This window comes from Deltaproteobacteria bacterium (assembly GCA_028818775.1).
Taxonomy (GTDB): Bacteria; Desulfobacterota; Binatia; order UBA9968; family JAJDTQ01; genus JAJDTQ01.
In genome coordinates this window covers 26,401-51,917 of record JAPPNE010000153.1, presented here as the reverse complement: position 1 = coordinate 51,917, position 25,517 = coordinate 26,401, and the positions used below count along the sequence as shown (strand labels likewise).

26 protein-coding genes are annotated in these 25,517 nt (G+C 63.2%); 14 read left to right on the top strand and 12 right to left on the bottom strand.

Annotation, left to right across the window (positions count from 1 at the left end; genetic code table 11):
* The 4 genes from OXU42_16675 to OXU42_16660 form a co-directional block, all read left to right on the top strand.
* Positions 1–608 (top strand): DUF1156 domain-containing protein (locus tag OXU42_16675; protein ID MDE0031023.1); only part of this gene is annotated, 608 nt, incomplete at its 5' end.
* A 50-nt stretch (positions 609–658) separates the two neighbouring features.
* A complete protein-coding gene (locus OXU42_16670) occupies positions 659–910 on the top strand; it encodes a hypothetical protein (GenBank protein ID MDE0031022.1) in 252 nt (83 codons plus the stop codon).
* Complete coding sequence (locus OXU42_16665; protein ID MDE0031021.1) at positions 907–1,185, top strand: hypothetical protein; 279 nt, start codon at positions 907–909, stop codon at positions 1,183–1,185. Before OXU42_16670 ends, OXU42_16665 begins: the two co-directional genes overlap by 4 nt.
* Positions 1,186–1,250: 65 nt before the next feature.
* On the top strand, positions 1,251–4,547 hold the full coding sequence (locus OXU42_16660; GenBank protein ID MDE0031020.1) for a DUF499 domain-containing protein: 3,297 nt from the start codon (positions 1,251–1,253) through the stop codon (positions 4,545–4,547).
* Positions 4,548–4,618: 71 nt separating this feature from the next.
* On the opposite strand, the gene OXU42_16655 is transcribed toward OXU42_16660, so the two are convergent.
* Positions 4,619–4,987 (bottom strand): hypothetical protein, encoded by a 369-nt coding sequence (locus OXU42_16655; GenBank protein MDE0031019.1) that lies wholly within the window; start codon positions 4,985–4,987, stop codon positions 4,619–4,621.
* A gap of 1,031 nt (positions 4,988–6,018) precedes the next feature.
* Here OXU42_16655 and OXU42_16650 point away from each other — a divergent pair.
* Complete coding sequence (locus OXU42_16650; protein MDE0031018.1) at positions 6,019–6,813, top strand: serine protease; 795 nt, start codon at positions 6,019–6,021, stop codon at positions 6,811–6,813.
* 570 nt (positions 6,814–7,383) lie between these two features.
* Here the strand turns inward: OXU42_16650 and OXU42_16645 are convergent.
* The 8 genes from OXU42_16645 to OXU42_16610 form a co-directional block, all read right to left on the bottom strand.
* Positions 7,384–8,247 (bottom strand): serine protease, encoded by an 864-nt coding sequence (locus tag OXU42_16645; protein MDE0031017.1) that lies wholly within the window; start codon positions 8,245–8,247, stop codon positions 7,384–7,386.
* A 192-nt stretch (positions 8,248–8,439) separates the two neighbouring features.
* Positions 8,440–8,793, bottom strand: coding sequence for a DUF5615 family PIN-like protein (locus OXU42_16640; GenBank protein ID MDE0031016.1), 354 nt, complete (start codon positions 8,791–8,793; stop codon positions 8,440–8,442).
* A gap of 12 nt (positions 8,794–8,805) precedes the next feature.
* Complete coding sequence (locus OXU42_16635; protein ID MDE0031015.1) at positions 8,806–9,033, bottom strand: DUF433 domain-containing protein; 228 nt, start codon at positions 9,031–9,033, stop codon at positions 8,806–8,808.
* A gap of 128 nt (positions 9,034–9,161) precedes the next feature.
* Positions 9,162–9,494, bottom strand: coding sequence for a hypothetical protein (locus OXU42_16630; GenBank protein ID MDE0031014.1), 333 nt, complete (start codon positions 9,492–9,494; stop codon positions 9,162–9,164).
* A 450-nt stretch (positions 9,495–9,944) separates the two neighbouring features.
* Entirely contained in the window at positions 9,945–11,198 is a 1,254-nt protein-coding gene (locus tag OXU42_16625; GenBank protein ID MDE0031013.1) for a hypothetical protein, read from the bottom strand.
* A gap of 432 nt (positions 11,199–11,630) precedes the next feature.
* Positions 11,631–12,836 (bottom strand): MFS transporter, encoded by a 1,206-nt coding sequence (locus OXU42_16620; GenBank protein MDE0031012.1) that lies wholly within the window; start codon positions 12,834–12,836, stop codon positions 11,631–11,633.
* The gene (locus tag OXU42_16615) at positions 12,833–13,843 is read right to left on the bottom strand and encodes an LLM class flavin-dependent oxidoreductase (GenBank protein ID MDE0031011.1); all 1,011 of its coding nucleotides are present in this window, start codon (positions 13,841–13,843) and stop codon (positions 12,833–12,835) included. Before OXU42_16615 ends, OXU42_16620 begins: the two co-directional genes overlap by 4 nt.
* Before the next feature lie 3 nt (positions 13,844–13,846).
* A complete protein-coding gene (locus tag OXU42_16610; protein MDE0031010.1) occupies positions 13,847–14,923 on the bottom strand; it encodes an amidohydrolase family protein in 1,077 nt (358 codons plus the stop codon).
* Positions 14,924–15,133: 210 nt separating this feature from the next.
* On the opposite strand from OXU42_16610, the gene OXU42_16605 reads away from it, so the two are divergent.
* The 8 genes from OXU42_16605 to OXU42_16570 all read left to right on the top strand — a co-directional run bounded on the left by OXU42_16605 (position 15,134) and on the right by OXU42_16570 (position 22,907).
* Complete coding sequence (locus OXU42_16605; protein MDE0031009.1) at positions 15,134–15,982, top strand: sulfurtransferase; 849 nt, start codon at positions 15,134–15,136, stop codon at positions 15,980–15,982.
* On the top strand, positions 15,943–16,845 hold the full coding sequence (locus tag OXU42_16600) for a DMT family transporter (protein ID MDE0031008.1): 903 nt from the start codon (positions 15,943–15,945) through the stop codon (positions 16,843–16,845). Before OXU42_16605 ends, OXU42_16600 begins: the two co-directional genes overlap by 40 nt.
* Before the next feature lie 82 nt (positions 16,846–16,927).
* Positions 16,928–17,809, top strand: a complete 882-nt coding sequence (locus tag OXU42_16595) for a rhomboid family intramembrane serine protease (protein MDE0031007.1) — start codon at positions 16,928–16,930, stop codon at positions 17,807–17,809.
* Between the two features lie 55 nt (positions 17,810–17,864).
* Positions 17,865–18,629: an SDR family oxidoreductase gene (locus OXU42_16590; GenBank protein ID MDE0031006.1), complete on the top strand. Its 765-nt coding sequence runs from the start codon at positions 17,865–17,867 to the stop codon at positions 18,627–18,629.
* A 123-nt stretch (positions 18,630–18,752) separates the two neighbouring features.
* Positions 18,753–19,841, top strand: coding sequence for an amidohydrolase family protein (locus tag OXU42_16585; protein MDE0031005.1), 1,089 nt, complete (start codon positions 18,753–18,755; stop codon positions 19,839–19,841).
* Between the two features lie 65 nt (positions 19,842–19,906).
* Positions 19,907–20,929 carry a hypothetical protein gene (locus OXU42_16580; GenBank protein MDE0031004.1) on the top strand — a complete coding sequence of 341 codons (1,023 nt, stop codon included), beginning with the start codon at positions 19,907–19,909 and terminating at the stop codon, positions 20,927–20,929.
* A gap of 3 nt (positions 20,930–20,932) precedes the next feature.
* Complete coding sequence (locus OXU42_16575; GenBank protein MDE0031003.1) at positions 20,933–22,135, top strand: MFS transporter; 1,203 nt, start codon at positions 20,933–20,935, stop codon at positions 22,133–22,135.
* A 37-nt stretch (positions 22,136–22,172) separates the two neighbouring features.
* Positions 22,173–22,907: an NYN domain-containing protein gene (locus tag OXU42_16570; protein ID MDE0031002.1), complete on the top strand. Its 735-nt coding sequence runs from the start codon at positions 22,173–22,175 to the stop codon at positions 22,905–22,907.
* A 40-nt stretch (positions 22,908–22,947) separates the two neighbouring features.
* Here OXU42_16570 and OXU42_16565 read toward each other — a convergent pair whose 3' ends face one another.
* On the bottom strand, positions 22,948–23,322 hold the full coding sequence (locus OXU42_16565) for a VOC family protein (protein ID MDE0031001.1): 375 nt from the start codon (positions 23,320–23,322) through the stop codon (positions 22,948–22,950).
* Positions 23,323–23,493: 171 nt separating this feature from the next.
* On the opposite strand from OXU42_16565, the gene OXU42_16560 reads away from it, so the two are divergent.
* Complete coding sequence (locus OXU42_16560; GenBank protein MDE0031000.1) at positions 23,494–24,384, top strand: PhnD/SsuA/transferrin family substrate-binding protein; 891 nt, start codon at positions 23,494–23,496, stop codon at positions 24,382–24,384.
* Between the two features lie 134 nt (positions 24,385–24,518).
* Here the strand turns inward: OXU42_16560 and OXU42_16555 are convergent, their stop codons facing one another.
* The gene (locus OXU42_16555) at positions 24,519–24,965 is read right to left on the bottom strand and encodes a nuclease domain-containing protein (GenBank protein ID MDE0030999.1); all 447 of its coding nucleotides are present in this window, start codon (positions 24,963–24,965) and stop codon (positions 24,519–24,521) included.
* The gene (locus OXU42_16550) at positions 24,935–25,315 is read right to left on the bottom strand and encodes a hypothetical protein (protein MDE0030998.1); all 381 of its coding nucleotides are present in this window, start codon (positions 25,313–25,315) and stop codon (positions 24,935–24,937) included. The genes OXU42_16555 and OXU42_16550 overlap by 31 nt, the downstream gene beginning before the upstream one ends.
* Between the last annotated feature and the right edge of the window lie 202 nt (positions 25,316–25,517).

Below are 25,517 nucleotides of genomic sequence, written 5' to 3'. Positions count from 1 at the left end.
CCCAGGCGGCCATCGGGCCGGGAATGGCGGTTTACACACGCTACGCCAAGGTGCTCGACGCCGAGGGCAAGCAGGTACCCGTCCGGGACGCTTTGGCACTCATCAACCAGACTCTTGATGAAACTCTCGCTGAACAGGAAGGCGAGTTCGACGCGGACAGCCGTTGGGCGTTGGCTTGGTTCGAGCATCAGGGCTTCGGCGAGGGCGACTACGGCGTGGCCGAGACGCTGTCCAAGGCTAAGAACACCAGCATTGCGGGTATCGCTCAGGGGGGCATCCTGGCCTCCCATGGAGGCAAGGTGCGACTTCTCCGCCCCAACGAATTGACGGACGATTGGGATCCAACCTCCGACTCGCGACTGACGGCGTGGGAAGTCGTACACCAACTCGTACGCGTTCTGGAGAGCGGCGGCGAGACCCAAGCTGCGGCGCTCCTTAGACGACTCGGAGAGGTGGGAGAGGCCGCGCGTGAACTCGCTTATCGCCTTTACAGCATCGCCGAAAGGAAGGGCCGTCCCGCGGAAGCGTTATCGTATAATTCTCTTGTCCAGAGCTGGCCGGAGATTAGCCGCTTGGCCCGCTCGTTGGAGCAGGGCGAGTTGCTATGACTCTGGGGCACTGGTTTGAGTGACCCCGCAAGTAGGGGGCAATCTGCGGAATGGTAAACTGGGCACGTTTCACGCCGGTCGACTTTGAGTATGACTTTGAGCGGGATGAACTTGCCTCTCACAAGGTCACTTTCGAGGAAGCAGTCGAGTGTTTCTTTTCGGATTTCGAGATACGTCGCAACAAGTCGTATAAAGACCGCTACCAACTGCTGGGACGAACGGTGGGCGGAAGGCGCCTAAAAATCATTTTTCAACTGAAGCCGGGCGATATTGTCCGGATCATTACAGGATGGCCGATATGAGAAAAAAGAAAACACCCTTAAGCGAGAGAGAAATTGACGACATCGTCGTTGCTCAGGCAGACGATGACGCGGCCTGGGGAAAACCTATCCGTGGCAGGAAGGGCAAAGCCACGAACGTACCGTTGTCCGCGCAGCTTGCCACGCGAGCCGCCTTCTTCGCGCGCCTCCACCGTGAGAAGAGTATCGACGCGTGGATCGAACGCATCATTCGTGACCGCCTCGATCTCGAAGAGGCGGCGTTTGCCGACTTGAAGCGCGAACTGGCCGCCCGCTGAACAATCCTGTGGAATGGACTGCGGATGAGCCGTGAGACGATACTGGGAGCGAACCGAGGCGACGGATGGCGATAACCAATCACGAACGAGTCGGTAAGGCGATGGAGGTGCTCCGAGACGGCCTCGTGCCCTTCGTCGGACGGGAGTTAAAGGACAAGAACGCCGCAGAAGGCACCGCTGCACCGAGCAAGCCCTTGTCCGAGCAGGACGTTGCGGGTCTGCTGAAGCTGATTTGGGACAACTGGCAGTTAGTGTTTCGGAACATCCTGGGGAATGCGGAACGGAGTCTCGTGTCCGAGCTGCGTGGGTGGCGCAATAAGTGGGCGCACCAGGAAAGCATCTCTAGCGACGATGCCTATCGGGCGCTGGACTCGGCCAGTCGTCTTCTGGCGGCCGTGTCGGCGCCACAGTCCGAAGAATTGGACAAGCTCAAGATGGAACTCTTACGCGTCCGGTTCGATGAACAGACACGGGGAGAGCGCCGCAAGCAGGTAGGTGCGGCCATCGAGAGCGGAGCAACGGCCGGCCTCAAGCCGTGGCGCGAGGTGATCACGCCGCACGCGGATGTGGCCAGTGGCCGCTATCAGCAGGCCGAGTTTGCCGCTGACCTGTGGCAGGTGTACCTGGGCGAGGGGACCGACGACTATCGGGACCCGGTGGAGTTCTTCCGGCGTACGTACCTCACGGAGAGTCTGAAGCGGCTACTGGTGAGGGCCGTGCAACGCTTGACCGGGAATGACGGCGACCCCGTGGTGGACCTTCAGACCAACTTCGGGGGCGGGAAAACCCACTCGATGCTTGCGCTGTATCACCTGTTCTCGGGTGCTACCACCAGCGACTTGATGGATGTGGAGCAGATCATGCAGGATGCCGGCGCGGACCGACTGCCATCTGTCGCACGGATCGTGTTGGTGGGCAACAAGATATCTCCCGGAAATCCTTCAATCAAACCGGATGGCACGACGGTTCGAACCCTATGGGGTGAGTTGGCTTGGCAGCTCGGCAAGAGCGCTTTCGACCGGGTTCAAGCGGACGACGAGAGGGCCACGAGTCCGGGCGACGTGCTGCGGGAGCTTCTCAACGAATATGGTCCCTGCATGATCCTGATCGACGAGTGGGTCGCCTATGCGCGCCAACTTCACGATCAGAGCGACCTGCCCGCCGGGAGCTTCGAAACTCAGTTCACCTTTGCCCAGACGCTCACCGAAGCAGCGAGAGCGGCCAGGAACTGCCTTCTAGTCATCAGCCTGCCGGCGTCGGATTCAGGTGGTTCGCCTCATGTGGATGACGTGGAGGTGGGTGGACAGCGCGGTCGCGAGGCTCTCGTCCGGCTACGCAACGTGGTGGCCCGTGTCGAATCGTCTTGGCGTCCGGCTAGCGCAGATGAGGGTTTCGAGATCGTTCGGCGGCGCCTGTTCGAGCCCCTCACCGACCCGGGGCGGTTCAAGGACCGGGACGTGGTGGCGCGAGGCTTCGCCGACCTCTACCGAACCCAGCAGCAGGAGTTTCCGGTGGAGTGTCGGGATGCGGACTACGAAAAGCGGATCCGGGCCGCCTATCCGATTCACCCTGAAGTCTTCGACCGCCTCTATTCGGATTGGTCCACCTTGGCGAGCTTCCAGCGTACGCGCGGCGTTCTCCGCCTGATGGCCGCGGTTATTCACAGCCTGTGGGAGAACGGCGATCCAAATCCTCTAATTCTTCCTGCCCACGTCTCGATTGATGATAACCGGGTGCAGTTCGAGCTTACGCGCTATCTGCCGGACAACTGGGTGCCGATCCTCGAAAAAGATGTTGCCGGCCCCAGTTCGTTGCCGTTGCGAATCGACAGGGAGACGCCCAATCTGGGCAAGTTCTCGGCTGCGCGCCGGGTGGCCCGAACCATCTATCTCGGTTCCGCTCCCGCACTGGAGGCCGCAAACCGCGGATTAGAAGACCGTCGCGTCAAGCTCGGGTGCGTCTTGCCGGGCGAGTCGCCCGCAGTGTTCGGGGATGCTCTGAGACGTTTGGCAGGGGCGGCTACCTACTTGTACCAGGACGGCAATCGTTACTGGTACTCAACCCAGCCCACGGTCACCAAGCTTGCCGAGGACCGGGCGGAGCAGCTAAGGCGTGAACCCGACAAGCTGGTTCAGGAACTGCGGAACTGTCTCAGCGCCGACCTGCGTCAAAGAGGCGACTTCAGCCGCGTCCATCCCTTGCCACAGTCCGGCCAGGATGTGCCTGACGATCGTGACGCGCGTCTCGTGGTTTTGGGCGGGGATCAGCCGTACAGCCGGGAAGGTGACAACCCCGCCCAGGTGACAGCGACAGCCATCCTGGAATCACGCGGGACTGCGCCCAGGTTGTACCGCAATTCGCTCGTCTTCCTGGCTGCTGATAGGACTCGTCTACAAGACCTCGACGAGGCGTTGCGACATCGCCTAGCCTGGGAATCGATCCTGGCGGAGAGAGAGCAGCTCAATCTATCACCGCATCAAGTGAAGCAGGCCGAAATCCAATTGGATGCCTCGGCCAGTGCGGTTACGGTCCGACTGCCGGAAACCTACCAATGGCTCCTGGTGCCCGTGCAATCGAAACCACAAGATTCGATGGCGTGGCAGTCAATAAGGCTGACGGGCGAGGGTCCCCTTGCGGTGCGAGCATGCAAGAGGCTCAAGAGCGAGGAACACTTGGTCGTGGCCCTGGGTGCGACCCGGCTTCGAATGGAGATGGACCAGGTTCCGTTGTGGCGTGGCAATCACGTGACGGTCCAACAGATCGTTGAAGACTTCTCCCGATACCCCTATCTACCGCGTCTTAAGGATTCAACGGTCGTGCTAACGGCCATCGCCGACGGCGTCGGGCTCCTGAACTGGCGGCAGGATTCCTTCGCTTTCGCCGAAAGCTATGATGAACAGGGGCAGCGTTACCGAGGGCTTCGGGGGGGCCACGCGATCGCACTCCCTGATGCCGGCTCGTACGGTATGCTGGTGAAGCCTGAAGTGGCGTGCCGGCAACTCGACGCGGAAGCGCCTAGCTCGACGGTGCCAGCCAACCAGCCAGATGAGATTAAACCGCCAGCGGCTCCAGTCGCCCCTGGGTCTGGATCTGACAACATCGGACCTGTCAAACTGGTCGCCCTTCGGCCAAGGCGTTTTCACGGCACCGTCGAATTGGACGCCATGCGGGTTGGACTCGATGCGAGCCAGATCGCCGACGAAGTAGTCGCCCATCTCACCAGCCTCGTCGGTGCGAAAGTCAAGGTGACCTTGGAGGTCGAAGCCGAGATTCCCGACGGTGCCCCGGACCGTGTCGTTCGCACCGTCACCGAGAACACCCGTACGTTGAAGTTCATCAGCCACGGCTTCGAACAAGAATAGCCGACAGGAAGACGCATGGCCGACGACACATGGGGCGTCACAAACCGAGTTTATCGGCGGTTGGGGTGGAGTTACCAGCGGCCGGTGGGAACTGCGTTGGAACGGGATGCAAAGGCGATCCAGCAGTAGAGAAGAAGTGCCCGCGGGAGAAAAGCACCCAGGTCCGAACGGTGTTCGCGGACCACCTCGGGTTGAGCGAACGACCGAACCGGTATCTCGCGCGATCGCCCATCATGAACGCGTCGTGATCGCCAATTTCGCCAGCGCTCGTTGGCCATCGCCGGCGTATCGCGCATGTGGCCGTGGAGTTCGATGACATGCTTCGAGCCGACATCCTTGACCGCCATGGTGCCGAGCGCTGGGACGATGTGCAGGTCGATGGCGGTGCGGTAGAGCATCTGCGTCCTCGCCTTGCACTGGACCATGACGTAGGCGCGCATGCAGCGCGCCGCGACGTCGGCAACGGTGGGGTCAGACCCCGCTTGATGCGGTCGATCGCCTCGGCGGCCTGCTTGCGGGCGTCGCCGGCCAACAGTTGACCGTAGCGCCCGAGGGTGAGGCGTTTCGGACCCTGCGGGCCGCGTCAGGGTGAGCTTGCTCGTGGCGTACCAGTCATGCCTCGTGGTGTCGGGCGCTAATGCGACCGCGCACGCCACCGCCCACATTAAGGCCCCAGCGAGCAGCGCCCGGACCCACATACTGAGGTCGAGGACAGCCATCCATCCGTTGAGGCGCCCGTGAATCGTGCGGCTTCCCAACGTCTCGATCTCCCTTCTCCGACCGCTGGCGCCCTATCGCCCTTCCGCTGAGGAAACAACGTACGGGAAGGACGGCGCCGTCCCCGGCGCTCCTCATCCGGCTGGAAAGGAAGCCGATTCCGTGACCGTTTCAAACCGCATTTAATAGATATTACAGTAACTTACGACATAGACGCGCACGTGTGCGCTCGTCGGCGATAGGGATTTACGTCAATGAGTCCTGATCCGATGCTGCCGAAACTTCGCCGGTCGCATCAAGCTCTCGACTGCGCAGTGGGGCGGTTCTATCGGCGAAACGTTTCGCTTCCGAGCGCGAGCGGGCCAAGCATCTGTTCATGCTCTATGAGAAGATGTATACTGGCCGCTGGCAGCCAAATGAGGAGAATCAGACGCACGTCGAAGACGACTCTCGGCGACTGCCTGGGCGGGCCGTGCATGAACAGAGAACGTAATGTATAAGGAGACCGAAACATTTCAGATTGCTTCTCTTTAAGAGGCAGAGGTTTTCGCGGAGTCGATCAGCCGCTACGGAGAGCACTTCACCGATACGGCGCGGAGGATCGGCGTACTCGTAATGGCAAGTACCACCAGCAAGTTGTGAGGTGCCAGGAATGACACGAAAACCGCGGCGCCAGTACGACGATTTTGCAAACATCATTCCATGGGCCTCGACGGGACGATCGAGTGTAGTGTCAGAAGTCGGACGTAGCCTGTTGCCCATTGGCGTTTACAATCCAAGTCTGCCTGTCTGGCAATATGAGGGAACAGCGAAAGAAATAACGAACAAGGATAAGGAGTTCGAGAAATATCTCTTGAACATAGTTGGAACTGCAATTAAAACTGGCACTGGAAAACTAGTGACCTGCCTGCATGTAGTTGATGACATTACCGACCGGAACCTGAGGGGATATGTACTTGTATCGCGTAAACTGGCGCGGAACACGATTCACCACACGGCTTGTTCGTTCGACTCTAGCCACGCCCTCAAGTATGTTCGACCCGGTCAAAGGACGGGAGACGGGGGCGTCGACCTATCCGTAATTCCCTTTGTTCCTAGAGACCGCCACGGTCACGTTATCGACACCCCGTCAATCGTGTGGGGGGATTCCACTAAATTAGGCGTTGGAGATCGGATGCTAATTGGAGGATATCCCTACGGGACGGACCTCTTCAAAATTGCTCAGAACAATCGCGGGGTTGTGCAGCCTTCATTCTTCGATGGCATCGTAAGCGCGATTATACCTGCGCAGAACGAAAGGGAAACACGGCTAATTCAGTTGAGTACTCCGGCCGCTGGCGGTATGAGCGGTGGGGCGGTGTTTGATCCGGAAACGGGTGCGGCTTACGGAATGATTACCTCAAGCCTTGAGGACTCAAGCGGGACGTTGCATCCTGTAACATTTGCAATTCCGAGCGAGGTCATACTTCCATATTCAGGTGCACTCAACTACGACTCGGAGCTTGGACGCATGGGGGATGCGGATCCGATGTGGTTTGACGAACTATGAAACGATAGACGCGCCCTCAATGCGCGTCTGCATGGTTGCGGCATGTTTCTGTGGCCAGGATGCGCATCGCTTCGGCGATTCTGTTTCCGACAAATTTGGTGACTTCGATATGGTGCCCGCGGGCCGATTGGCATGGCGCTCTCTCGTACGGTACGGGCATTGACCAAGCAGACTGCGGACCAGCGGTAGGTCTCGCGCGACATGATAACGTGACTGGCTATCGTGGGCCCGAGGTCATACAGGGGCAGCCTGTCGAGCTTCGAATTCGCGCCGGTCGCGAACTAACACTCCCGCGACAAGGTAGCCCTTCCGGTCGCAAAGGTCGAGAATGCTCAGGGCGCCCGGTGGCGGGGTACTGGCAGTAAATCGACCGACGGGCGCGACGACGCCGATGGGTAGCAGCGCGCGCGGGCCGGAGGTAGACGGCGGCTGGACCGATGTTGCGCCGGCGCAGGGTCAGCGCCTCGCCAAGGCGGCAACCGGTGAGGGGAGAAGGTGGATGGCGGCGGTCCCCTGGGGCCACCGGGCTTGGCGCCTGTGGAGGCCACGGCTGAGCCAGTAACGATGTCGTCAGGCGGCGGTCAGATGAGGATTGCGTCCGAGTTTGCCACGACAGCAGATTGCTTGGATTGTGTCGGTGCGCCAACACAAACCCAATGCCGCTTCGCTTTCCGATTGCATGGCACGACCGCTGTAGCATCCAACGAACTGGGTGCCCTGGCTGCCCCAGATCGCGATGTCGTCCCTATCCCAGAATCCTGGTTCGTCGGGATCAACCTTGCGATACGGATCTTTCATATCCCAAGCGCCGTAGTAGCGAGCAAACACCGGGGATCCTGACATACCTGCCCGCGTTTGTGCGTCTACGAAGAACGCCGGTATGCGCGTGCCGCCTGTCAATCCGCCGTACGCCTGCAGCTTTCCGGCTAGGTCGATGTCGTAATACGGTTCGGAGGCGATATAGCCGGACTTCCACAACGGCAGGCCGAAGCCAACGCTGATGCCCTGCGGGAAGCCGATAATGAAGACCGTACATCCAGGCTCAACCGGTATTTCGTTTTCGTTGATACGGTTTGCCGCGTTGTGCATGAACTCGGGACATGATTCCGGTTTTGCCATCGGGATCGCAATCACGTCGCAGGAGGGGCCTAAATCAGGATGTTCAAGCCACACCGGATACTCTCCGTCATAGAGTCGGATGGAATGTGGCACGATTCCGAATTCTCTGCCGTCAGGATCACCAATTTTGTATGACGCCAACTTGGCGGTCAGACTGATAGGCTCCCGGAACGAAGGGGTCAGTGGTTCGCGGGTCAGGAAATGGCGGCCGCTGACGATGTGCCAATTCGTGATGAGAAACCAGTTTCCGGCCGTCTCGAAGAAAAAGGCGCTGCCTGAGGAGAGCACCACCCCATGCTGATCGTGTATCAGCAATTGAAATGGGCACTGCGAGTGGGTGTTCCTGATTCCATGCCTTGGCACAATTTTGTCCGCTTTCGTTGGGTACAATCACGTCAGGTCCGCTGGCCCCTGCCCGGAGTCAACGCACCGCATTCGATTACGGGTCAACTCGGCGTTCGAATAAGTCTGATATCCAAAGGTCCGAAATCGACCCGAAGGGATTACTCAATCACGCACCCGAATCCTCGATTCCTCCACGATCCAGAGTTGGCCATCGAGGGAGCCGGTGGAAAGCTGATGAAGAAACCGTGCTCCAATTTCCAGAAGATGGTCACGTGCTTGATTGTCCAGTCGAAACACGACAATTCCCGAATATGCGCTGGGCCGGTACGTTCGGATATCCGAAAAGTCACTATCGAGCGTCACGATTGCGCGGCGCTCCTGAACACAGACGGTCGCCAGATCCGGATCGGTTGCACCGCCCATCTGCTCATCGAGAACGGTGACCGCATCATGGCCGGCCCCATTGAACAAATCCGCCATTTCCGCGGGGAGGTTTTCGTCTAGCTTAAACCGCACTTGGACAGTTCCCTACTCGGACAGCGCTACCGTCCGTTCCTTGGCCAACTCCGCGGCGTAGCACACCGCTGCCTGCACGGACTCCTTTCTGATCGAAGGATAGCTCTTGGTGATTTCCTCTGAACCCAAACCCGCCGCCAGATTGTCGAGGATGGTGGCGACCAAGACCCGCGTGCCCGTAATGCAGGCTCTCCCGTGGCAGACTTCGGGATCGACGGTGATGTGTTCTCGCCAGTTCATTTGGCCTGTCCCCTTTCATTTCCTTGGTACGCGAAAACGGCCTCGGTTCCAATAAGGTAACATGCGCCCGGCACCGGAGATTCAGAGACCGGCGGTGCAACGGCGGGTAGTGAACAACGCGCCACGCGTTACCCTGCAGTCGGTTGGGCCGGCGTCGTCACCGGCGCGTCGACCTCCGTAAGCCTGTCGATGCAATCGGCCATCTGTTGTGCGGGCTCGCGGAGCTGCTCCACCGTCCAGTCCGTGGCGCAGCCCTCGGTCACGTCGCCGGGCCGCGCGTGGTTCACCAGTCGCTTGGTCAATGACCGCGGCAGCATCAGCTCCCGCTCGCCAATTGTGATGAAACAGTTGCGCAACGCGTGGAACCAGAACTTCGCTCCGCCCACCCGCCCGATGGCCTCGTAGTGCGCCTGAAGCTCCTCCACGTGCCCTGAGGCGCTTGACGGGTAGGGAACACCCACCCGCGGTTCTCCTCTCGCAGGGTGTCGCAGTTGGCCCGCCGCCCCGCCCGACACGGCCCACCACTACCCGCTTGTTGGGCGCCTTGCGCCCGCCGTTGCCAGCGCGGTAGTTTATAGCATAAGAGTTGGTCTCCGAAGGGTGGACGCGCACACGGAAGCCCGTGAAATTGCCGTGCGCGAACAGATTGAACGACGCGCATGCGTGCACTTGCGCTGCCAGCGGATAGATCCAATCCGATTACGGTACGATTACAGCCTATGTGAAGTATACATAACTCATTGATAAATATGCTAAAAAGTGATCTTAATACAGAAAAGACCCGCATATTATGCTGCGAATTAACCAGACACCACACTAGTGTCCGCAGGCGGGGGACCCGGCCCCGACGGGGCCGCACGCAGGGAAAGCGCGCGGCGCGCCGGGGCCGGGGGTAATGGGAGGCGCTGGCTCTAGTGGCCCTTGGTCTTCCCCATGATGCCGACGAAGGCCACCTTGGTGGGGTTGCCGGCGATCTTCCAGCTCTTGACGACCTTCAGGTTCTTGTCGTCCAGTTGCAGCACCTTGCCACCCACCGAATCGGTGATGAACACCGCGCCGGGAATGGTGGTCACGTGGGGGCGCGCCCAGAAGCCCGTCTCTACCGGAGTCGCCAGGAAATCGCGCGCCGAGGCCAACAGATCGAGCTTGCGAGTGTCGTACTTGCGCAACTCGCCGTCGCTCATCACCACCAGCAGAGCCTTGCCGTCGTGGCTCATCCCGGCGTTGACGGGCTTCAGTGCGTCCGAAGCGGAGACCAACTGCTTCATGACGCCTTTCTTGGCATCCACGGCGTACACGCCAGCCGCGGAACCGAGAGGGAAGAAGTGGTCCAGACCGGAGTAGCCCCAGATCGCGGTCAAGCGGAGTTCCTTGTCTACACCCTCCGGAAACGGGATGAACCTCCCCTTGTACTTGCCGTGGTCCGCTTCCAGCGTGAGGACGCCGCCCCTGCAGGCGAAGGCCGCCACGTGGCCGTTTCCGGCGTCGCCGTGTAGATCCTTGCAGCCCTCCTGGCGATGCAGTTCCTTCCCCGACAGGTCGACGATCTTGGCGCCGATGGGGAGACGGTAGTCCTTGGGGTTGGCCGCAAAGTCGGGGTGCTGGAGGGTGACCGCGAACAGGTCATGTGCCAATGGCACCGCCCCGCCGTGGTGGGCACCCGCGTTGAGCTTCGGCGGCTTGTAGTTGGCTCGCTTCTTCTCAAGTTCCTCCTCGTTGAGCAGCACCACGTCGCCGGATCCGTCGTAGAATATGGCGGACCACTTGCCACTGACATACAAGTGCACCGGGCGCTCGCCGGTCAGGTCCACATCGATTTGCTTGACCGGCCCGCTCACCCGGTCGAAGTGGTCGCCGTGTTTTTCCAGGTAGATGCCGCCGTCGAAGACGTGCACCGTATTAGCGTCGCTGGAGACCGCGAGGGCGTAGCGTCCGCTCTTCGTCGCGTAGATGCGGCCGGCCCGGGACCCCATGTCAAAGGCGTCCTGCTGTACGGTGCCCTTTTTCAGGTCGATGATCGACATCTTGCTGGTCTCGCCGTCGCCCACCAGCAGGCGGCCTGAAACGGAAGTTGAGTTCTCTGCCGCCGTGGCCAGGCCGACGGCGAACAACAAACCCAATGAAATAATCAGTGTTGCAAGCGGTTTGAGTTTCTCGATTCTCACGGTATGCGTTCTCCTTTCACGAAAAGTAATTCGATAGCGAGATTTCTTTATCATCTAAAGGTCCTTGTCAAGACTTCTTCACCGGATCACCCGCCACGACCTTGGCCGGTCAATTCATGCTCCTCGACCCCCTCGGCGCGAGCATCGCGCACGAGCTTAGTTCCTCCTGGTCCGAAAGATTATTGAGAATAATTTATCATTGAAATCGTTTTGTCAAACACCCAATCCGACGTCTCTGTCACTTGAACCGAGCCGATTATCAATCTATCGATCCGAAAGAGACAGGGCAGCGACGAACCGTTCAGGGCCGCCGACAGCCGCGCCGTCACCGGCACCAGGGGAAACTCCGGCACCGGGTCCTTCAGGCGCTCCGCGAAGTGCTTGTATCCGAGGTCGAAACGGCGATTGCCGAGAGTGCGCTACGGCGCGGCTTCACGCGGGGACGGGTTGAGCGACGACCGCCTCCGCGCGCGGCAGCATCAGGGCGGCGGCAAGCACGCCTCCCCCGGCCACCGCCATCACCACGAACAGGGCGCCGAAGCCCCAGCCCGCGTGGATGCCGGCGACCACGGGCAAGGTGGAGGCCATGACGGAGAAGGTCACGATGTAGCGCAGGGCGAAGACGCGGCTGCGCCATTCGCTCTTGGTGATGCGGCCGATGAGGACGTCGTTGATGGGGATCTGGCCGAAGACGACGAGCATGAAGGCGACGGAGACCACAAGCGCGGCGGCGCCGGTGAGCTGGTACATGAGCGCGAAGAACAGCGCCTGCAGGCCGCCGACGAAGGCGAACACGGTGCGCACGGAGTGGCGGTCGACGAGGTACCCCACCACGAGCTGGGCCAAGGCCGCGATGGCGAACACCAGAAATGCGTAGCCGCCCACGGCGGTGGCGGAGCCGGCGAGATCGCCGAGCCGCTCGTCGAAGATCTTCGGCAGCGCGAAGGTGGTGCTCTGGAACACGAGGCCGCCGATGGCGGTGGTGAACACGATGATGCAGAGGACGCGGATGAACGTCGAACGTGCGATGGTCGGCGCGTCCACCGTGGACGTGCCGCCCGGGCCGCCGGCATCGTCCGCCAGGCCCGCACCCCCACTCCCCTGCCGCGCCCATACCAGGACTCCGTAGGCGATCCCGAGAACGACGGAGACCGCGCCGGGCACGACGAAAGCGCTGCGCCAGCCGCCGGTGTCGATGAGGTAGCCGGTGAGCAGCGCGGCGGCGGCGACCCCGAGGTTGCCGAAGACGCCGTTGACGGCGATGGGGATGCCGGTCTTCCGCCGTCCCTGTATGACCATGGCGATGCCGACGGGGTGGTAGATGGCGGCGAAAATGCCGACGGCCAGCAGCCCCAGCGCGATCTCGAAGGGCGTGTCGGCCAGCGCGGTGAGAATCGAGGCCACGCCGATGCCGACGAAGAAGATGGTGATCATGCCCGGCCGGCTCCACTTGTCGCCGATCCACCCGGCCACGATGGCGCCGACCCCGAAGGCCACGAAACCGGGCGTGGCATAGGGGATCAGGGCCGCGTAGCTCATGTTCCATTCGTGCGCGAGGCGCAAGGCCGCCACCGTCGCGAAGATCAGCATGAAGAGATGATCGAGGAAGTGCGCGGCGGCGAGGAAGACGAGGTTCATCGGTCAGCGCGCAGCATGGGCTGCATCACCTGCTCGGCGAAGGCGCGGATCATGCTGGCCCGGGGCCGGCCGTCCACGGCGTAGGGACGGATGGTGATCTGGTTGATGCCGTTGTCGAACATGCGCTGGGCCGTCTCGATGCAGCGGGCGGGGGTGCCGGCCAAGGCGAACTCCGGCACCACGTCGTCGGGCACGGCGTCGGCATGGGCGGCGTTGGGGTTCAGGTGCTGGTAGTTGTCGTAGCGGCCGGTCATCCGTTCCGCCGCCGCGGCGGCCGCGGGGCTCAGCCCCCAGAACGGCTTGAGGATGGACCGGGCCACGTGCGGCCGCACCACCGACACCGCCTTGGACCCGTCCTCGTCCACGGCCGCGGAGACCGAAAGAAACGTTTGGAAGGGCTCGGTTTCCCGGCGCTCTTGCCGACGGCCGTCGTTCACGCACTCCAGCATCCGCGCGAGCATGTCCCCCTCCATGGCGACCCGGGCCAGGATCACCCCGTCGCCGATGCGCCCGGCGAGTCGCAACATCTTGGGTCCGCTGGCCGCCACCGCGATGGGCGGGCACTTCTCCGGCGCCGCGAACATGAGGCGCATGTCCTCGGAACCGGCGGGCACGCGCGCGCCGCGGCACAGCGCGCGGATTTCATCGACACAGGCTTCCAGCCGGGCGCGCGTGGCGGGCCGCTGGCCCATGGTGTTGACCGAGGTGAAGCCGCTGCCGATTCCCAGCGTGAGGCGTCCTCCGGACAGCTCCTGCAACGTCGCCGCGGCGCTGGCGGTGACCGCGGAAACCCGGGTGACGGGATTGGTGACGCCGCTTCCGAGAAGCATCCTGGAGGTGGCCTGGGCCGCGGCGCCCAGGATCACGTACATCTCGCGCCAGATGAGCTGGGAATCCCCCACCCACACCTGGTCGTAGCCCAGCTCCTCGGCGAGCGTGATCTCCCGCATCAGTTCGGGCACGTCGTAGTAGGGATGAATCTCGACGCCGAAGGAGACTTTCGCCATGCGTCAATCCTGCAGGCCGTACAGCCGTGCCGGGTTCTCGCTCAGGATCTTGTCCGCGACGCCGCCGGCGAGCACGCCGTCCTTGGACAGCTTGGCGATGGCTTCCATGTCGTTGGAGTAGTCCGCGTGCCCGTAGTCGGTGCCGACGATGATGTTGTCCTCGCCGGCGTATTCCAGCACGTAGGACAGGTCGTCCGTGGTCTGGCAGGCCACGTAGATGCGGTTCTCCTTGAGCAGGTTGCCGTTGGCCAACTCCCGCGGCGCGCCGCGCACCGCCGCCAGCGCGTTGTCCGCATGCTTGCGGCGGAACGCCAGCTCCGCCTGGGTGCGGATCATCAGGTCGTTCAGAGCGTAGGGCACCCATTGGGACGTGGATTCCACGAAGCACCAGCGCAGGTCCGGAAACTTGTCCGGAACACCCTTGTAGATGAGATTGTTGAACGCGCCCACGGTGGACAGCTTGAAGCGCGCGAACGTGTCCTGGAGGAACAGGTCGTAGTGGTCGAAGCTGCCCCCGCCGGCATGCACGCAGATGGGGATGTCGAGGTCGCCGGCCTCCCGGTAAATGGGGAAGAGCGTGTCGTCGGAGAGCAGCCGCCCGCCCTCGATGCCGCGCATGAACACGCCGCAGGCGCCGTGCTCCTTGCCGAAGTGGATCTCCTCGATGGCCTGGTCCATGGACCGCAGCGGCGCCACCACCACCCAGCGCAGGCGCCCGCCCCCCTGCTTCCAGATCTCCGCCAGCCAGCGGTTGTAGGCCCGGCAGAGCGCCCGCTCCACGTCGCCGCGAGCGGTCAGGGGTCGCAGGAACATGGTCGGATAGATCACCTGGATGTCCACGGACAGCTCGTCCATGTGGGCGATGCGCGCCCCCACATTGACCAGTTCGCGGGATTCCGCGGAAGTGTTGAGGCCGATGTTGGTGTTGGGCACCACGCGCTCGTCGATGCGCCAGTAGCGCAGCCCCGTGCTCTGTGACACCAGCAGGTCGGGCGCCAGGTGGCGGTCCTCCTCGGCCATGAACTCCCAGGTCTGTTCGTTCTCGATCACGTGCGCGTCGGCGTCGATGAACAGTGACATGTCGTTTCCTCCCGCGGATTTATTGGGCTCGGTATCAGGCCCGGCTCGCCGCCCGGAATCATTCTCGCCCAGGACGCGTCGAAAGTTCAACCCGGCGGCTCTCGCGCGCCGTCATTTCATTTGGTACAGATTCGACACGTCGGTCCGGCTGGCTCGCGACTTGGTTACGGGAGCCGATGCGCCGGAACCGGCAGAACGGGAGGTGGACTCATGGCACAGGCAGGCTATGCGCGCCCGGACCTGTTGACGGAGACGGATTGGCTGGAGCAGCATCTCGACGACCCGGACATCCGCATCGTCGACTGCGACCCCTACGACGTCTACCGCCGGGCGCACATCAAGGGCGCGGCGGGCATCCGCGTGCACCACTACATCAAGCAGCCGGAATACCCCACGGACCCGCGCAAGTACCCGCTGGTAGCGCCTCCGGACACGGCCAGGGAGGTCATGGAGAGCCTGGGCATCGGCGACGAGACGCATGTCGTGGCCTACGACAGCAACGGTTCGCTGTGGGCGGCGCGCCTGTGGTGGGTGCTGAACTACTACGGCCACACCAAGGTGACGGTGCTCAACGGCGGCTGGCAGAAGTGGTTCGACGAGGGCCGTCCGGCGACCCTGGACGTGCCCAGGCCGGACGCGGCCACCTTCACTCCCAAGGCCAATCCGGACCTGGTGTGCACCGTGGACTACGGCACCGCCGCCGTGGGCAACCCGGACGTGGTGTTCCTCGACGTGCGCTCGGACGGCGAGTGGACGGGGGCCAACAACCGCGGCAACAAGCGCGCCGGCCGCATACCCGGGGCCGTGCACCTGGAGTGGCTCAACTTCGTCCACGACAAGCCCTACCGGACCTTCAAGGAGGCCGGCGAGCTGCGCAGCCTGCTGGAGCAGGCGGGGGTTCCACCCGATCGTGAAGTGGTCACGTATTGACAGGGCGGCATCCGTGCGGCGCACGGAGTCTTTGTCCTGACACTGCTGGGTTACGAACGGGCACGCAACTACGACGGCTCCATGGCCGAGTGGGCCAACCGCGACGACACGCCGCTCGTGCTGGAGTAAGTCTGGGCGCCGAGCTACTAGCCCTGAGCGCGGCGGTGGCCTGGGGTTCCGAGGCGATCCTGGTGCGCCGCGGCGCGCGCTACGCCAGCGTCGTGCTCGCCGCGCTCATGGGCTTCGTGCTGAGCACGGTGGTGCTGTGGAGCGCCATCTGGCTCTTCCTTCCGCTAAGTCTGCTCTACACCCGAGGCACCTGGTACTTCATCATCAGCGGGCTGATTCAGCCGGCCATCGTCCGCTTCCTCCACTACACCGGCATCGTCCGCCTGGGCGCGTCGCGCGCCGGCCCGGTGCGCAGCGTGACGCCGCTGTTCGCCATCGCCATCGCCTTCTCGTTTCTCGGCGAACGGCCCGACGCCGGCGTCTACCTGGGGTCGTTGCTGAGCGTCGTCGGGGTCTGGCTCACCTCGAGCCGACGGGAGGGAGAGAGCGAGTGGAAGGCAATTCACCTGGCGTATCCGCTGGGCGCGGCCTTCCTCACGGCCATCTCGCAGAACTTCCGCAAGACCGGGCTCCTGATCATGCCCAACCCCTATGTCGCCACGGCGGTCACCATCACCACGTCGCTGGTGGTGTTCTCATTGAGCCTCGTGGCGACGGGGCAGTTGCACACCCTCCGGGGCGACCGGAAGTGCCTGCCGTTCTACGGCACCGCCGCCGTGGTCTCGGCCACCGCGCAACTGCTGGGCTACATCGCCCTGGCCGAGGGCGACGTGTCCGTGGTGGTGCCGCTCATCAACACGAACCCGCTCTTCATCGTGCTCTTCAGCGCGCTGTTCCTTCGGGACCTGGAGACCATCAACGCCCGCGTCGCCGCCGGCGCGCTGCTCATTGTCACCGGCATCGCGCTCATCACGTACCGTTGAGGCGGCAACCGACTGTTGAAGCCGTTATCCGTCTCCGATATTTGAGAACATGGACGAACCACACAAGGCAGACTCGCCGCCCATGACGCTCGCAGGAAGGGAAATCATCGTACGCAGGACGCGCGACCACCGCCGCGCCGAGGAGTGGGCGTTGGTGCTGGAAGCCGAGGGGCTGGCGCCTCGGCTGTTGCACACGTCCAGCGGATGGATCATCTCGGTGCCGTCCCAGCACCTGGAGCGGGCCGCCACGGAGCTGTGGGCGTACGAGAGCGAAAACCGCGCCACGGAGGCGGAAGAAGACCGCCCGTGGCCCGGTCGCGCTCCGTTCTACACGGGGCTCGGCGTCGCGGCGGGACTCCTGGCGTTCTTTTTCCTCGCCGCCTGGACTCAGGAATCCGTGCGCTGGGTCGAGCACGGCAACGCGTCGGCCGACTGGATCCTGCGCGGCCAACTGTGGCGCACGGTCACCGCCCTTACCCTGCACGGCGATTTCCCCCACGTAGCCTCCAACGCGGTCGCTCTTGTCTTCTTCCTGACCGCGGTGTGCCGTTCCCTGGGACCCGGGTTCGGCGCGGCCATGGTGCTGGCGGTGGGGGCGCTGGGCAACCTCTTCAACGCTTGGTTTCACGGCTTCGACCACCACTCCGTGGGCGCCTCGACCGCGGTGTTCGGCGCCCTGGGCCTGCTCGGCGCCATCGGCGTCGTCGAGCGCCAGCGCCTCGGGATGCAGGGACGCCGCGCCTGGATACCTTTGGCCGCGGGGGTAGCCATTCTCGCCATGCTCGGCACCGGCGGACCGCGCGTGGACCTGTGGGCGCACTTCTGGGGCTTCGGCGCCGGCGCGGGCGCGGGGATCTGCGCGGCCCTCTTCGTGGAGCGGCCGGAAACCACGACGGTTCAGCTCAGGATCGGTGTGGCGGCGGCGGGGGCGGTGGTGCTGTGCTGGATCGTAGCGTTGGCGTAGTGAACAGTTGCAACCTGCCGCGGACAACGCGCGGCCGGGAAAGAAAGGACCGATCATGGGTCTGTTGGATCAGAAAGTCGTAGTCGTGACGGGCGGAGGCAACGGCATCGGCAGGGCGTATTGCCTGGGCATCGCGCGCGAGGGCGGCGTACCCGTAGCCGCCGACATCGACGGGGAGGGCGCCCGGTCCGTGGCCCGGGAGGTGGCCGGGAGCGGCGGCCAGGCCCTGGGCGTGCAGACGGACGTGGCCGACTTCGGAAGCTGCCAGGCCATGGCCCAGGCAGCCCTGGAACAGTTCGGCAGGATCGACGGACTCGTCAACAACGCCGCGATCTTCATGAGCGTGCCGGTGACGCGCTCGGGTTTCCAGGACATCCGCGAGGAGGAATGGGACCGGGTGATGGCGGTCAACGTGAAGGGACTGTGGCTGTGCAGCCGCGCGGTGGTCCCCGCCATGCAGGAGCGCGGACAGGGCAGCATCGTCAACATCGCCTCCAACATGGCCTACAACGGCGGCGCCGGCATGATGCACTACGTCGTGTCCAAGGCCGCCGTCGTGGGCTTCACGCGGGTGCTGGCGCGCGAGCTGGGTCCCGACAACATCCGCGTGAACACCCTGGCGCCGGGCTCCACGGCCAGCGAGCCGGAGCCCACGGAGGCCGCCCTCGAGGACTACGAGCGCTCGGCGTCCAAGCGCATCCTGCAGCGCATCGAGAAGCCGGAGGACGTGGTGGGCACCGCGCTCTACCTATTGTCCGACCTGAGCGCCTTCGTCACCGGCCAGGCCATTCTCGTGAACGGCGGCGCCAACCTGCACTAGGCCGGTTGACAAACGCCCGCTCTTGGTCGAATTTGACGGTTGAGTGCCGGCCGCCGCCGCGCGGTTCGCCCGAAAAACCTGCCGGCCCGGAACCTCTCGGGCCGCGTATCAAGGAGACACGCCATGTCCAGCCAGGAGAGCCTCCCCGTTATCGATGCGGACGCCCACGTGATCGAGACGGAGCACACGTGGGATTACCTGGAACCGTCGGAGGAGAAGTACCGCCCGTCGCTGTTCTCCTCGCCCCAGGAGCCCACGCTCCAGTACTGGGTCATCGACGAGAAGATCCGCGGGTTCCGCTTTCCGACCTACAGCGAGCAGCAACTGAGGGACCTGTCGGACCAGTTCGGACGGAACGTCGAGTCGCCGCAGGCCGCGCGCGAGCTGGACGACGTGCAGCTTCGGCTCGACCACATGGAAAAGCTCGGGGTCGATGTCCAGGTGCTGCACAACACTTTCTGGATCGAACAGATCACGACCAAGCCGGACGTGGAAGTCGCGCTGTGCCGGAGCTGGAACCGCTGGCTCGGCGACATCTACCGGCAGAGCCAGGGCCGGCTGCGCTGGTCGTGCGTGGTGCCGGTGCTGGCCCTGGACGAAGCGGTAGCGCAGATGAAGCAGGCCCAGGAAGACGGCGCGGTGGCGGTGTGCATGAGGCCGCTGGAGGGGGACCGGGACATGTGCGACCCGTACTTCTACCCCGTCTACCAGGCGGCCAGCGACCTGGACATGGCCGTCGCCGTGCACATCGCCAACGGCAATCCCGGCAACTGCGACACCTACCGTCCGACCACGGCGGGCCGCTTCGCCATGTTCCGGGCGCCCACGGTCACCTCGTGCCTGGGCCTCGTCATGAGCGAGATTCCCCAGGTGTTCCCGAAACTCCGGTGGGGCTTCATCGAAGCCTCCTCCCAGTGGGTGCCGTGGATCTACCTGGAAAGCGAGAACCGCTACCAGGCGGCCGGACGCGAGTTCCCCAAGGACCTGTTCGCCGAGTACGGCATCTACGTCACCTGCCAGACCAACGACGACATCCCTTACGTGCTCAAGTACTCGGGCGAGGGCAACCTGGTCATCGGCACCGACTACGGCCACACCGACCCGTCCAGCGAGATGGACGCCATCCTCGACCTGAAGAAGATGGACGACATCAGCCAGGAGCGGAAGGACAACATCCTGTACCACAACCCCAAGGCGCTGTACGGCCTTTAGAACCGGCGTCCGAACCGCGCGGGCGGCGCCGTTCGCCCTGTCGAAACAACGGGAGACCTCCTCTCATGGCCACCAAGCGGCGCTACAACGCGGCTGTGCAACGGGTAAAGGGCATGCTCGAGCTGGCTTCGGGCCTGTACGAAACCTCCCTCTCGCACCAGACCCGCCGGGCGGCGGAAGGCGTGCTCCAGACCGACGCCCGGCTCGGCTACTACCTCCAGTTGTCGCTCTTGCCGCGGGGCAGCCAGGACGACTGCGTCTCGCTTTCGTTCGCGGCGGACAGTTTCCGCGAGCTCAAGATGCTCGCCGACGGCAAGATCTCCATGGCGTGGATCAATCCGTCGGCGTCGGTGACCCTGGCGTACAAGGGCAAGGGGCCGCTCGAAGGGCGCATGCCGCTGCGCACCATCGCGGTGTTCCCGTCCTGGGACGTCATGGGCTTCGCCGTGCACGAGTCCACCGGCATCACCTCGCTCAGGCAGATCGCGAAAGAGCGCATTCCGCTGCGCCTTTCCACCGGTCCCACGGGCAAGCGCAGCCTGGTGGACACGCCGGTGGCGTACACCGTGGCGTCGGTGCTCCAGGCCGCGGGCCTGAGCGTCGCGGACATCCGCAAGTGGGGCGGCAGGATCCAGTCGGTGACCCGTCCGAGCCATCCGGACCGGCGCACGGCCATCGAAAACGGCGCCGTCAACGCGGTGTTCGACGAAGGCATCAAGAGCTGGGGGCAGACCGCCGTGGACAACGGCTTCCGCTACCTCTCCATCGACGGCGCGGTGCTGCGCCGGCTCAAGGCCATGGGGTACCGCGAGGCGCTGTTGCCCAGGACCCACTTCAAGGGCATGACCGAGGACGTCACCACCGTCGACTTCAGCGGCTGGCCCATGGTGGTGCGAAAGGACATGCCCGACGAGGTCGCCTACGCCCTGTGCGAGGCCCTGGAGCTGCGGCGCAAGACCATCCCCACGGACAACTTCAAGCCCCTGAACATCGCGCAGCTCTGCGCCAACGACGAAGAGGCGCCCTATGACGTGCCTCTCCATCCCGGCGCCGCGCGGTTCTATCGGGAGCGCGGGTACCTCGAGTGACCCATGCGAATCCCGCGCGCCCTCATCGTCGTCTTCTCCGCCGCGGTCGTGGTGATCACGTCCATCAGCATGAACGCGTTCAGCCTGTTCCTCACGCCCATCGAGGACACCTTCGGCTGGTCGCGTTCGGTGGCCACCATCCCCTACGTGTTCGCCATGCTGGGCTGGGGCATCGGCGGGGTGCTGTTCGGCAAGATGGCGGACGACCTCGGCACCCGCCCGGTGATTCTCGGCGGCGTGCTCCTCATGGCCGGGGGCTTCATCGGCATGGGCCTGTCGCAGAACCTGTGGCAGCTATGCCTGACCTTCGGCATCATGACCGGCATGGCCAAGGGCGCCTGCGGGCTGGTGATCATCTCGCTCTTGGTGTCCAAACACTATGAAGCCGAGAAACGCGGCTTCGTGGTGAGCATCGTGCAGACCGCGTCGCCCCTGAGCCCGTTCTTCCTGGCGCCGCTGCTGTATTTCCTCATCGGGAGCTACGACTGGCGCGTGGCCGCGTTCGCGTGCGGGGCGCTGCTCCTGGGCGTGGCCCTTCCGTTCGGATGGGTCGGCGCGCGCGATCCCGATCGCTCCTCCACGAGGAAGCGGGAACGCGCGAGCTGGGCGAGCTGCCTGCCCTACCTGCGCGACCGCTCGATGATCCTGCAGTTCCTGGCGCGTTTCTCGTGCGGCATGGCCCTGTTCCAGAGCGTGCACCTGGTGGGCATCGCGCTGAGCAAGGACTTCGACCACGCCACCGGAGCCATCGCCGTGTCCGTTTTCGGCATAGCCGCCGCCGTGTCCGCGGTGACCTTCGGCTGGCTGTCCGACCGCTACGGCCGCGCCCAGATGCTGGCCCTCACCTACGTCTGCCGCGGCGTCGGCACTCTGCTCATGTCCCTGGACATGTCGGACCCGCTGACGTTCTACCTGGTGGTGGCGCTGGCCATGGGGCCGACCTTCGGCACCATCGCGATCCAGAACGTCATGTTCTTCGAGATGGTGGGGCCGCGCCTCGCCGGACTCATCATGGGCCTGAGCTTCATCGTGCACCAAGTCGGCTCCGCCAGCGGCCCCTTTCTGGCCGGCGTCTACTTCGACATTTACGGCAGCTACGACGGCTTCATGCAGATCATGAGCCTGATCCTCCTGTCGTCCGCCCTGCTCATCTACATCGCCATCCGCTCCGACGACGCCCCGCTACCGGAGCCGGCGCGGCCGTAGGACGGGCGATCCTCTCAACTTGCCACATCCGCGCTGCTTGACAGCCGGCAACTGTATCGAGTACGTTGACCTCATACACCCCCTGCTCGCTTCGGCGGCAGGGCGCAAGGCTGCCGCAAGGCAGCCTTGGCTTTTTTGGGATGGTCCTATCCGTACCAACGTCTATATTGACGGCTTTAATCTCTACTATCGTGCCTTGCGCGGTACGCCTTACCGTTGGCTGGACATCGGAAAGCTGGCGGGGTTTCTCCTGTCCCGGCACGACATAGCGCGGATACGCTACTTCACCGCGATCGTCGCTAACCGGCCCAGTGACCCCACTCAAGCGCAACGACAACAGGCGTACCTTCGCGCTTTGAAAACCATCCCCGACCTGACGATCCACTACGGACATCTCCTTGCGAAGACCAAGCGGAGGCCATTGGCTCAACCACCTCGGACCGGCCCGCGTACCGTCGAGATACTCGACACCGAGGAAAAAGGGTCGGACGTCAATCTAGCCTCATACCTGCTGCTTGACGGCTTTGAAGACGAGTACGAAACGGCCGTCGTTATCTCCAACGACTCCGACTTGCAGCTTCCCATCCGAATGGCGCGAACAAGGTTGGCGAAGGAGGTCGGGGTCTTCGACCCGAGCCGTAGGCGGAGCTTCGAGCTGCACAGCGCGGCCTCTTGGTACCGGCCGTTACGCGAGGGGCCATTGCGCGCCAGTCTATTTCCAGACACCCTCTCGGATGCGCAAGGCACCATCACCAAACCGCCGGGCTGGTAGGCGTGGCGGGCTCTTTCCCAACCCAAACCCGGAAATCGGTTCACGCGTAGTCCTGCGTGAGCAACTCCAGCAGGTGTCCGTTAGGGTCCCGGAAATAGACGCCGCGCCCGCCGTTCCAGGTGTTGGTCTTCATGTCGGTGGAACTCCTGGGGCCGCTGCCGTACTCCAGCCCCGCCGCCTTGATGCGTCCGAAGATCTCGTCGAACTCCGGCTCGCTGACCTTGAAGGCATAGTGGTGGTGCTCCACCTCCTTGCGGTCGTCCAGATCCAGCGACAAGGACTGGGAGGAAATATGGATCGGCTGGAAGTTACCCAGCGGCTTCTGGTGCTCAAACCCGAAAATCTTCTCCCAGAAACGGGCCGACTCCTCTTTGTCACGAACGGGCACGATCGTGTGATTGAGCTCGATGGTCATGGGAACCTCCTTGGCGTTCGGAAACACAATCGCAGACGCAGGCTACCACGGACGCCGGGAGGCGGCAAAACAAGCACCGTGCCGCCTGCGATCCACGCTGACATCTGGACGATTTCGCTGGCGGCACGGTGCTCCTCTTGATGTCGAGGATCGCGGGCAGGTATAGGTTAGGTGGCGACCGCCGATTCCCCCCTTCATGAGACCGTTTTATTGCCTCCCGACGAATCCAAGCACCGATTGCGAACGCGCCCGATGATGCTGTCGGCGAGCTTCCCCATGTACGACTTCGAGGAGGTGCGCGGCGTCCACGATGTCCTCTGGGCAAGTGTCGCTCAGAAGCTGGGAAGGGCGGGGATGGAAGGGGTTCCCGCAGCTCTCAATCGATCCTGGGGCGTTCACGAACTCTGGACGGATCCGGGGCTGCTGCTAAGCCAGTGCTGCGGGGCCGATCTCGTCGGCTGCTACACCGGGACACTCGCCTTGGTGGCCACGCCGATCTACCAAGCGCCGGGCTGCGACGGTTGCGACTATTCGAGCGTAGTCCTAGTCGCCGAGGATTCGCCCGCCACCGAGATGTCAGACCTGCGCGACACGGTATGCGTGGTCAACAGCCTCGAATCCCACTCCGGGGCAAACGCGCTGCGGGCGCTGGTAGCCCCGCTCAACCTGCGGGGCCGCTTTTTCTCGCGTATCGTCACCAGCGGTTCGCACCCGGCGAGCGTCGCTACGGTGGCGCGGGGAGACGCTGATATCGCCGCCATCGACTGTGTCACGTATGCCCACCTCGAGCGTTATCGCCCTTCCCTGCTCCAAGGGACCCGCCAGCTCTGCTACACGGCGAGCGCCCCCGGTATTCCCTTCGTGACGCGGGCCGGGACCGCTCCGGATCGGATCCGGCGGTTGCAGAATGCACTTATGGAGGCCTTCGAAGAGCCTGAAGTCCGCGTCGCCGGTGCCGCCGTGTTCATCGGCGGCGTGGAGATCCTTCCCCGTTCCGCGTATGACCGGATCATCGAGTTCCAACGCCTCGCCGCCGCCCAAGGCTACCCCGAGTTGCGCTGAGTGCCGCGGTCTCTTCCACTCCGGATCGAGCGCAGTTTTCTCAGGCAATGTGGGCTCCACGTTTGGCTAGGGACAGGCTGCCGCCACCCATCTCCAGCCGAAGCAACACAAAGACTACACCATGACAACAGCGGCTATATCGTCACCTTCGCAGAGGATTCGGAAACCTCGTCAAAGTCTTCGCAGAGCAACGATCGAATCTCCTCGGAATCCGTCTCGCGCCAACGCAACGCATCTCTGTAAATGTGCGCCGAGGCCATGGCTTCGAGGACATGGGTCCGTTGTGTTCGGTACTTCGCATCGAAAATGGACCATTTTGGCGGATGCTCGGGATCCATCCGCGTCAATACGATATCGGGTTCCCGCCTGCGTGAAATCGAGCGGAAGCCTGCATTCGAATTGTGGTCACCCGCAGGAAACGGTGGCTGCAGCAACAGCTCGATGCGCGCCGTTCCTCCTGTCGAGCCCGTTAATGCCACCTTCGCGCCTGACTTGTGTTTTCGTGAAATCGACCAGTCGTATCCGGGCTTGAGCGACTGAACCGCGTCGCCTAGTCGGACGAAACACCACCGTTCATAGATCTCAACGGATGACGCGCTATCGCCGACAGCGCATGCACGAAGCCTTCACCATGGCCTCGCAGTCGCGCATATTCGAGCCAATCGTCTTCGATTTCCGCTTCGTGTCCTATGGAAAGACTAGCCGGTTCCGTGCCCAAGACCAGCCTCGGATCGAACTTCTGGATCTGATCGAGCATCTTCTGAAACATATCGCGGCCCACCTTACCTGGGTGGGGAGATACATCCAAAAGGTATTGCGCTCGAACACGGTCGTCGGGTCCAAGCAACTCAGCGCGCACTTGACCGGCGTAGAAGTCTGGACTCCAAACCCACTCGTCACCATCGGTTTCGATGGCTTCATCGTCTATCAACAGTCGGTAGCCTTCGCCCGGCCTCCGTATCCGGTACCTACCGCCCTCCCTAAACCCGAAGCGGACTGCGTTCGGGTTGATCTGCCACGTCCACGAACTATCCGGGGGTTCCGTTGAAACACGGACGTCAAGAGCTGTCTGCGCATGGGCCACGGGTTACCGCCAGAACCTTGCGCTGCCCGTCGACTCAAGGTCGACCTTC

What these genes read in the sequence shown, in the direction of transcription:
- OXU42_16670 (MDE0031022.1), top strand. Translation starts at nt 659, where the DNA reads ATGGTAAACTGGGCACGTTTCACGCCGGTCGACTTTGAGTATGACTTT.
- OXU42_16620 (MDE0031012.1), bottom strand. Translation starts at nt 12,836, where the DNA reads ATGAACCTCGTCTTCCTCGCCGCCGCGCACTTCCTCGATCATCTCTTC.
- OXU42_16615 (MDE0031011.1), bottom strand. Translation starts at nt 13,843, where the DNA reads ATGGCGAAAGTCTCCTTCGGCGTCGAGATTCATCCCTACTACGACGTG.
- OXU42_16660 (MDE0031020.1), top strand. Translation starts at nt 1,251, where the DNA reads ATGGCGATAACCAATCACGAACGAGTCGGTAAGGCGATGGAGGTGCTC.
- OXU42_16585 (MDE0031005.1), top strand. Translation starts at nt 18,753, where the DNA reads ATGTCCAGCCAGGAGAGCCTCCCCGTTATCGATGCGGACGCCCACGTG.
- OXU42_16665 (MDE0031021.1), top strand. Translation starts at nt 907, where the DNA reads ATGAGAAAAAAGAAAACACCCTTAAGCGAGAGAGAAATTGACGACATC.
- OXU42_16580 (MDE0031004.1), top strand. Translation starts at nt 19,907, where the DNA reads ATGGCCACCAAGCGGCGCTACAACGCGGCTGTGCAACGGGTAAAGGGC.
- OXU42_16610 (MDE0031010.1), bottom strand. Translation starts at nt 14,923, where the DNA reads ATGTCACTGTTCATCGACGCCGACGCGCACGTGATCGAGAACGAACAG.
- OXU42_16595 (MDE0031007.1), top strand. Translation starts at nt 16,928, where the DNA reads ATGACGCTCGCAGGAAGGGAAATCATCGTACGCAGGACGCGCGACCAC.
- OXU42_16590 (MDE0031006.1), top strand. Translation starts at nt 17,865, where the DNA reads ATGGGTCTGTTGGATCAGAAAGTCGTAGTCGTGACGGGCGGAGGCAAC.
- OXU42_16655 (MDE0031019.1), bottom strand. Translation starts at nt 4,987, where the DNA reads ATGCGCGCCTACGTCATGGTCCAGTGCAAGGCGAGGACGCAGATGCTC.
- OXU42_16565 (MDE0031001.1), bottom strand. Translation starts at nt 23,322, where the DNA reads ATGACCATCGAGCTCAATCACACGATCGTGCCCGTTCGTGACAAAGAG.
- OXU42_16635 (MDE0031015.1), bottom strand. Translation starts at nt 9,033, where the DNA reads ATGAACTGGCGAGAACACATCACCGTCGATCCCGAAGTCTGCCACGGG.
- OXU42_16575 (MDE0031003.1), top strand. Translation starts at nt 20,933, where the DNA reads ATGCGAATCCCGCGCGCCCTCATCGTCGTCTTCTCCGCCGCGGTCGTG.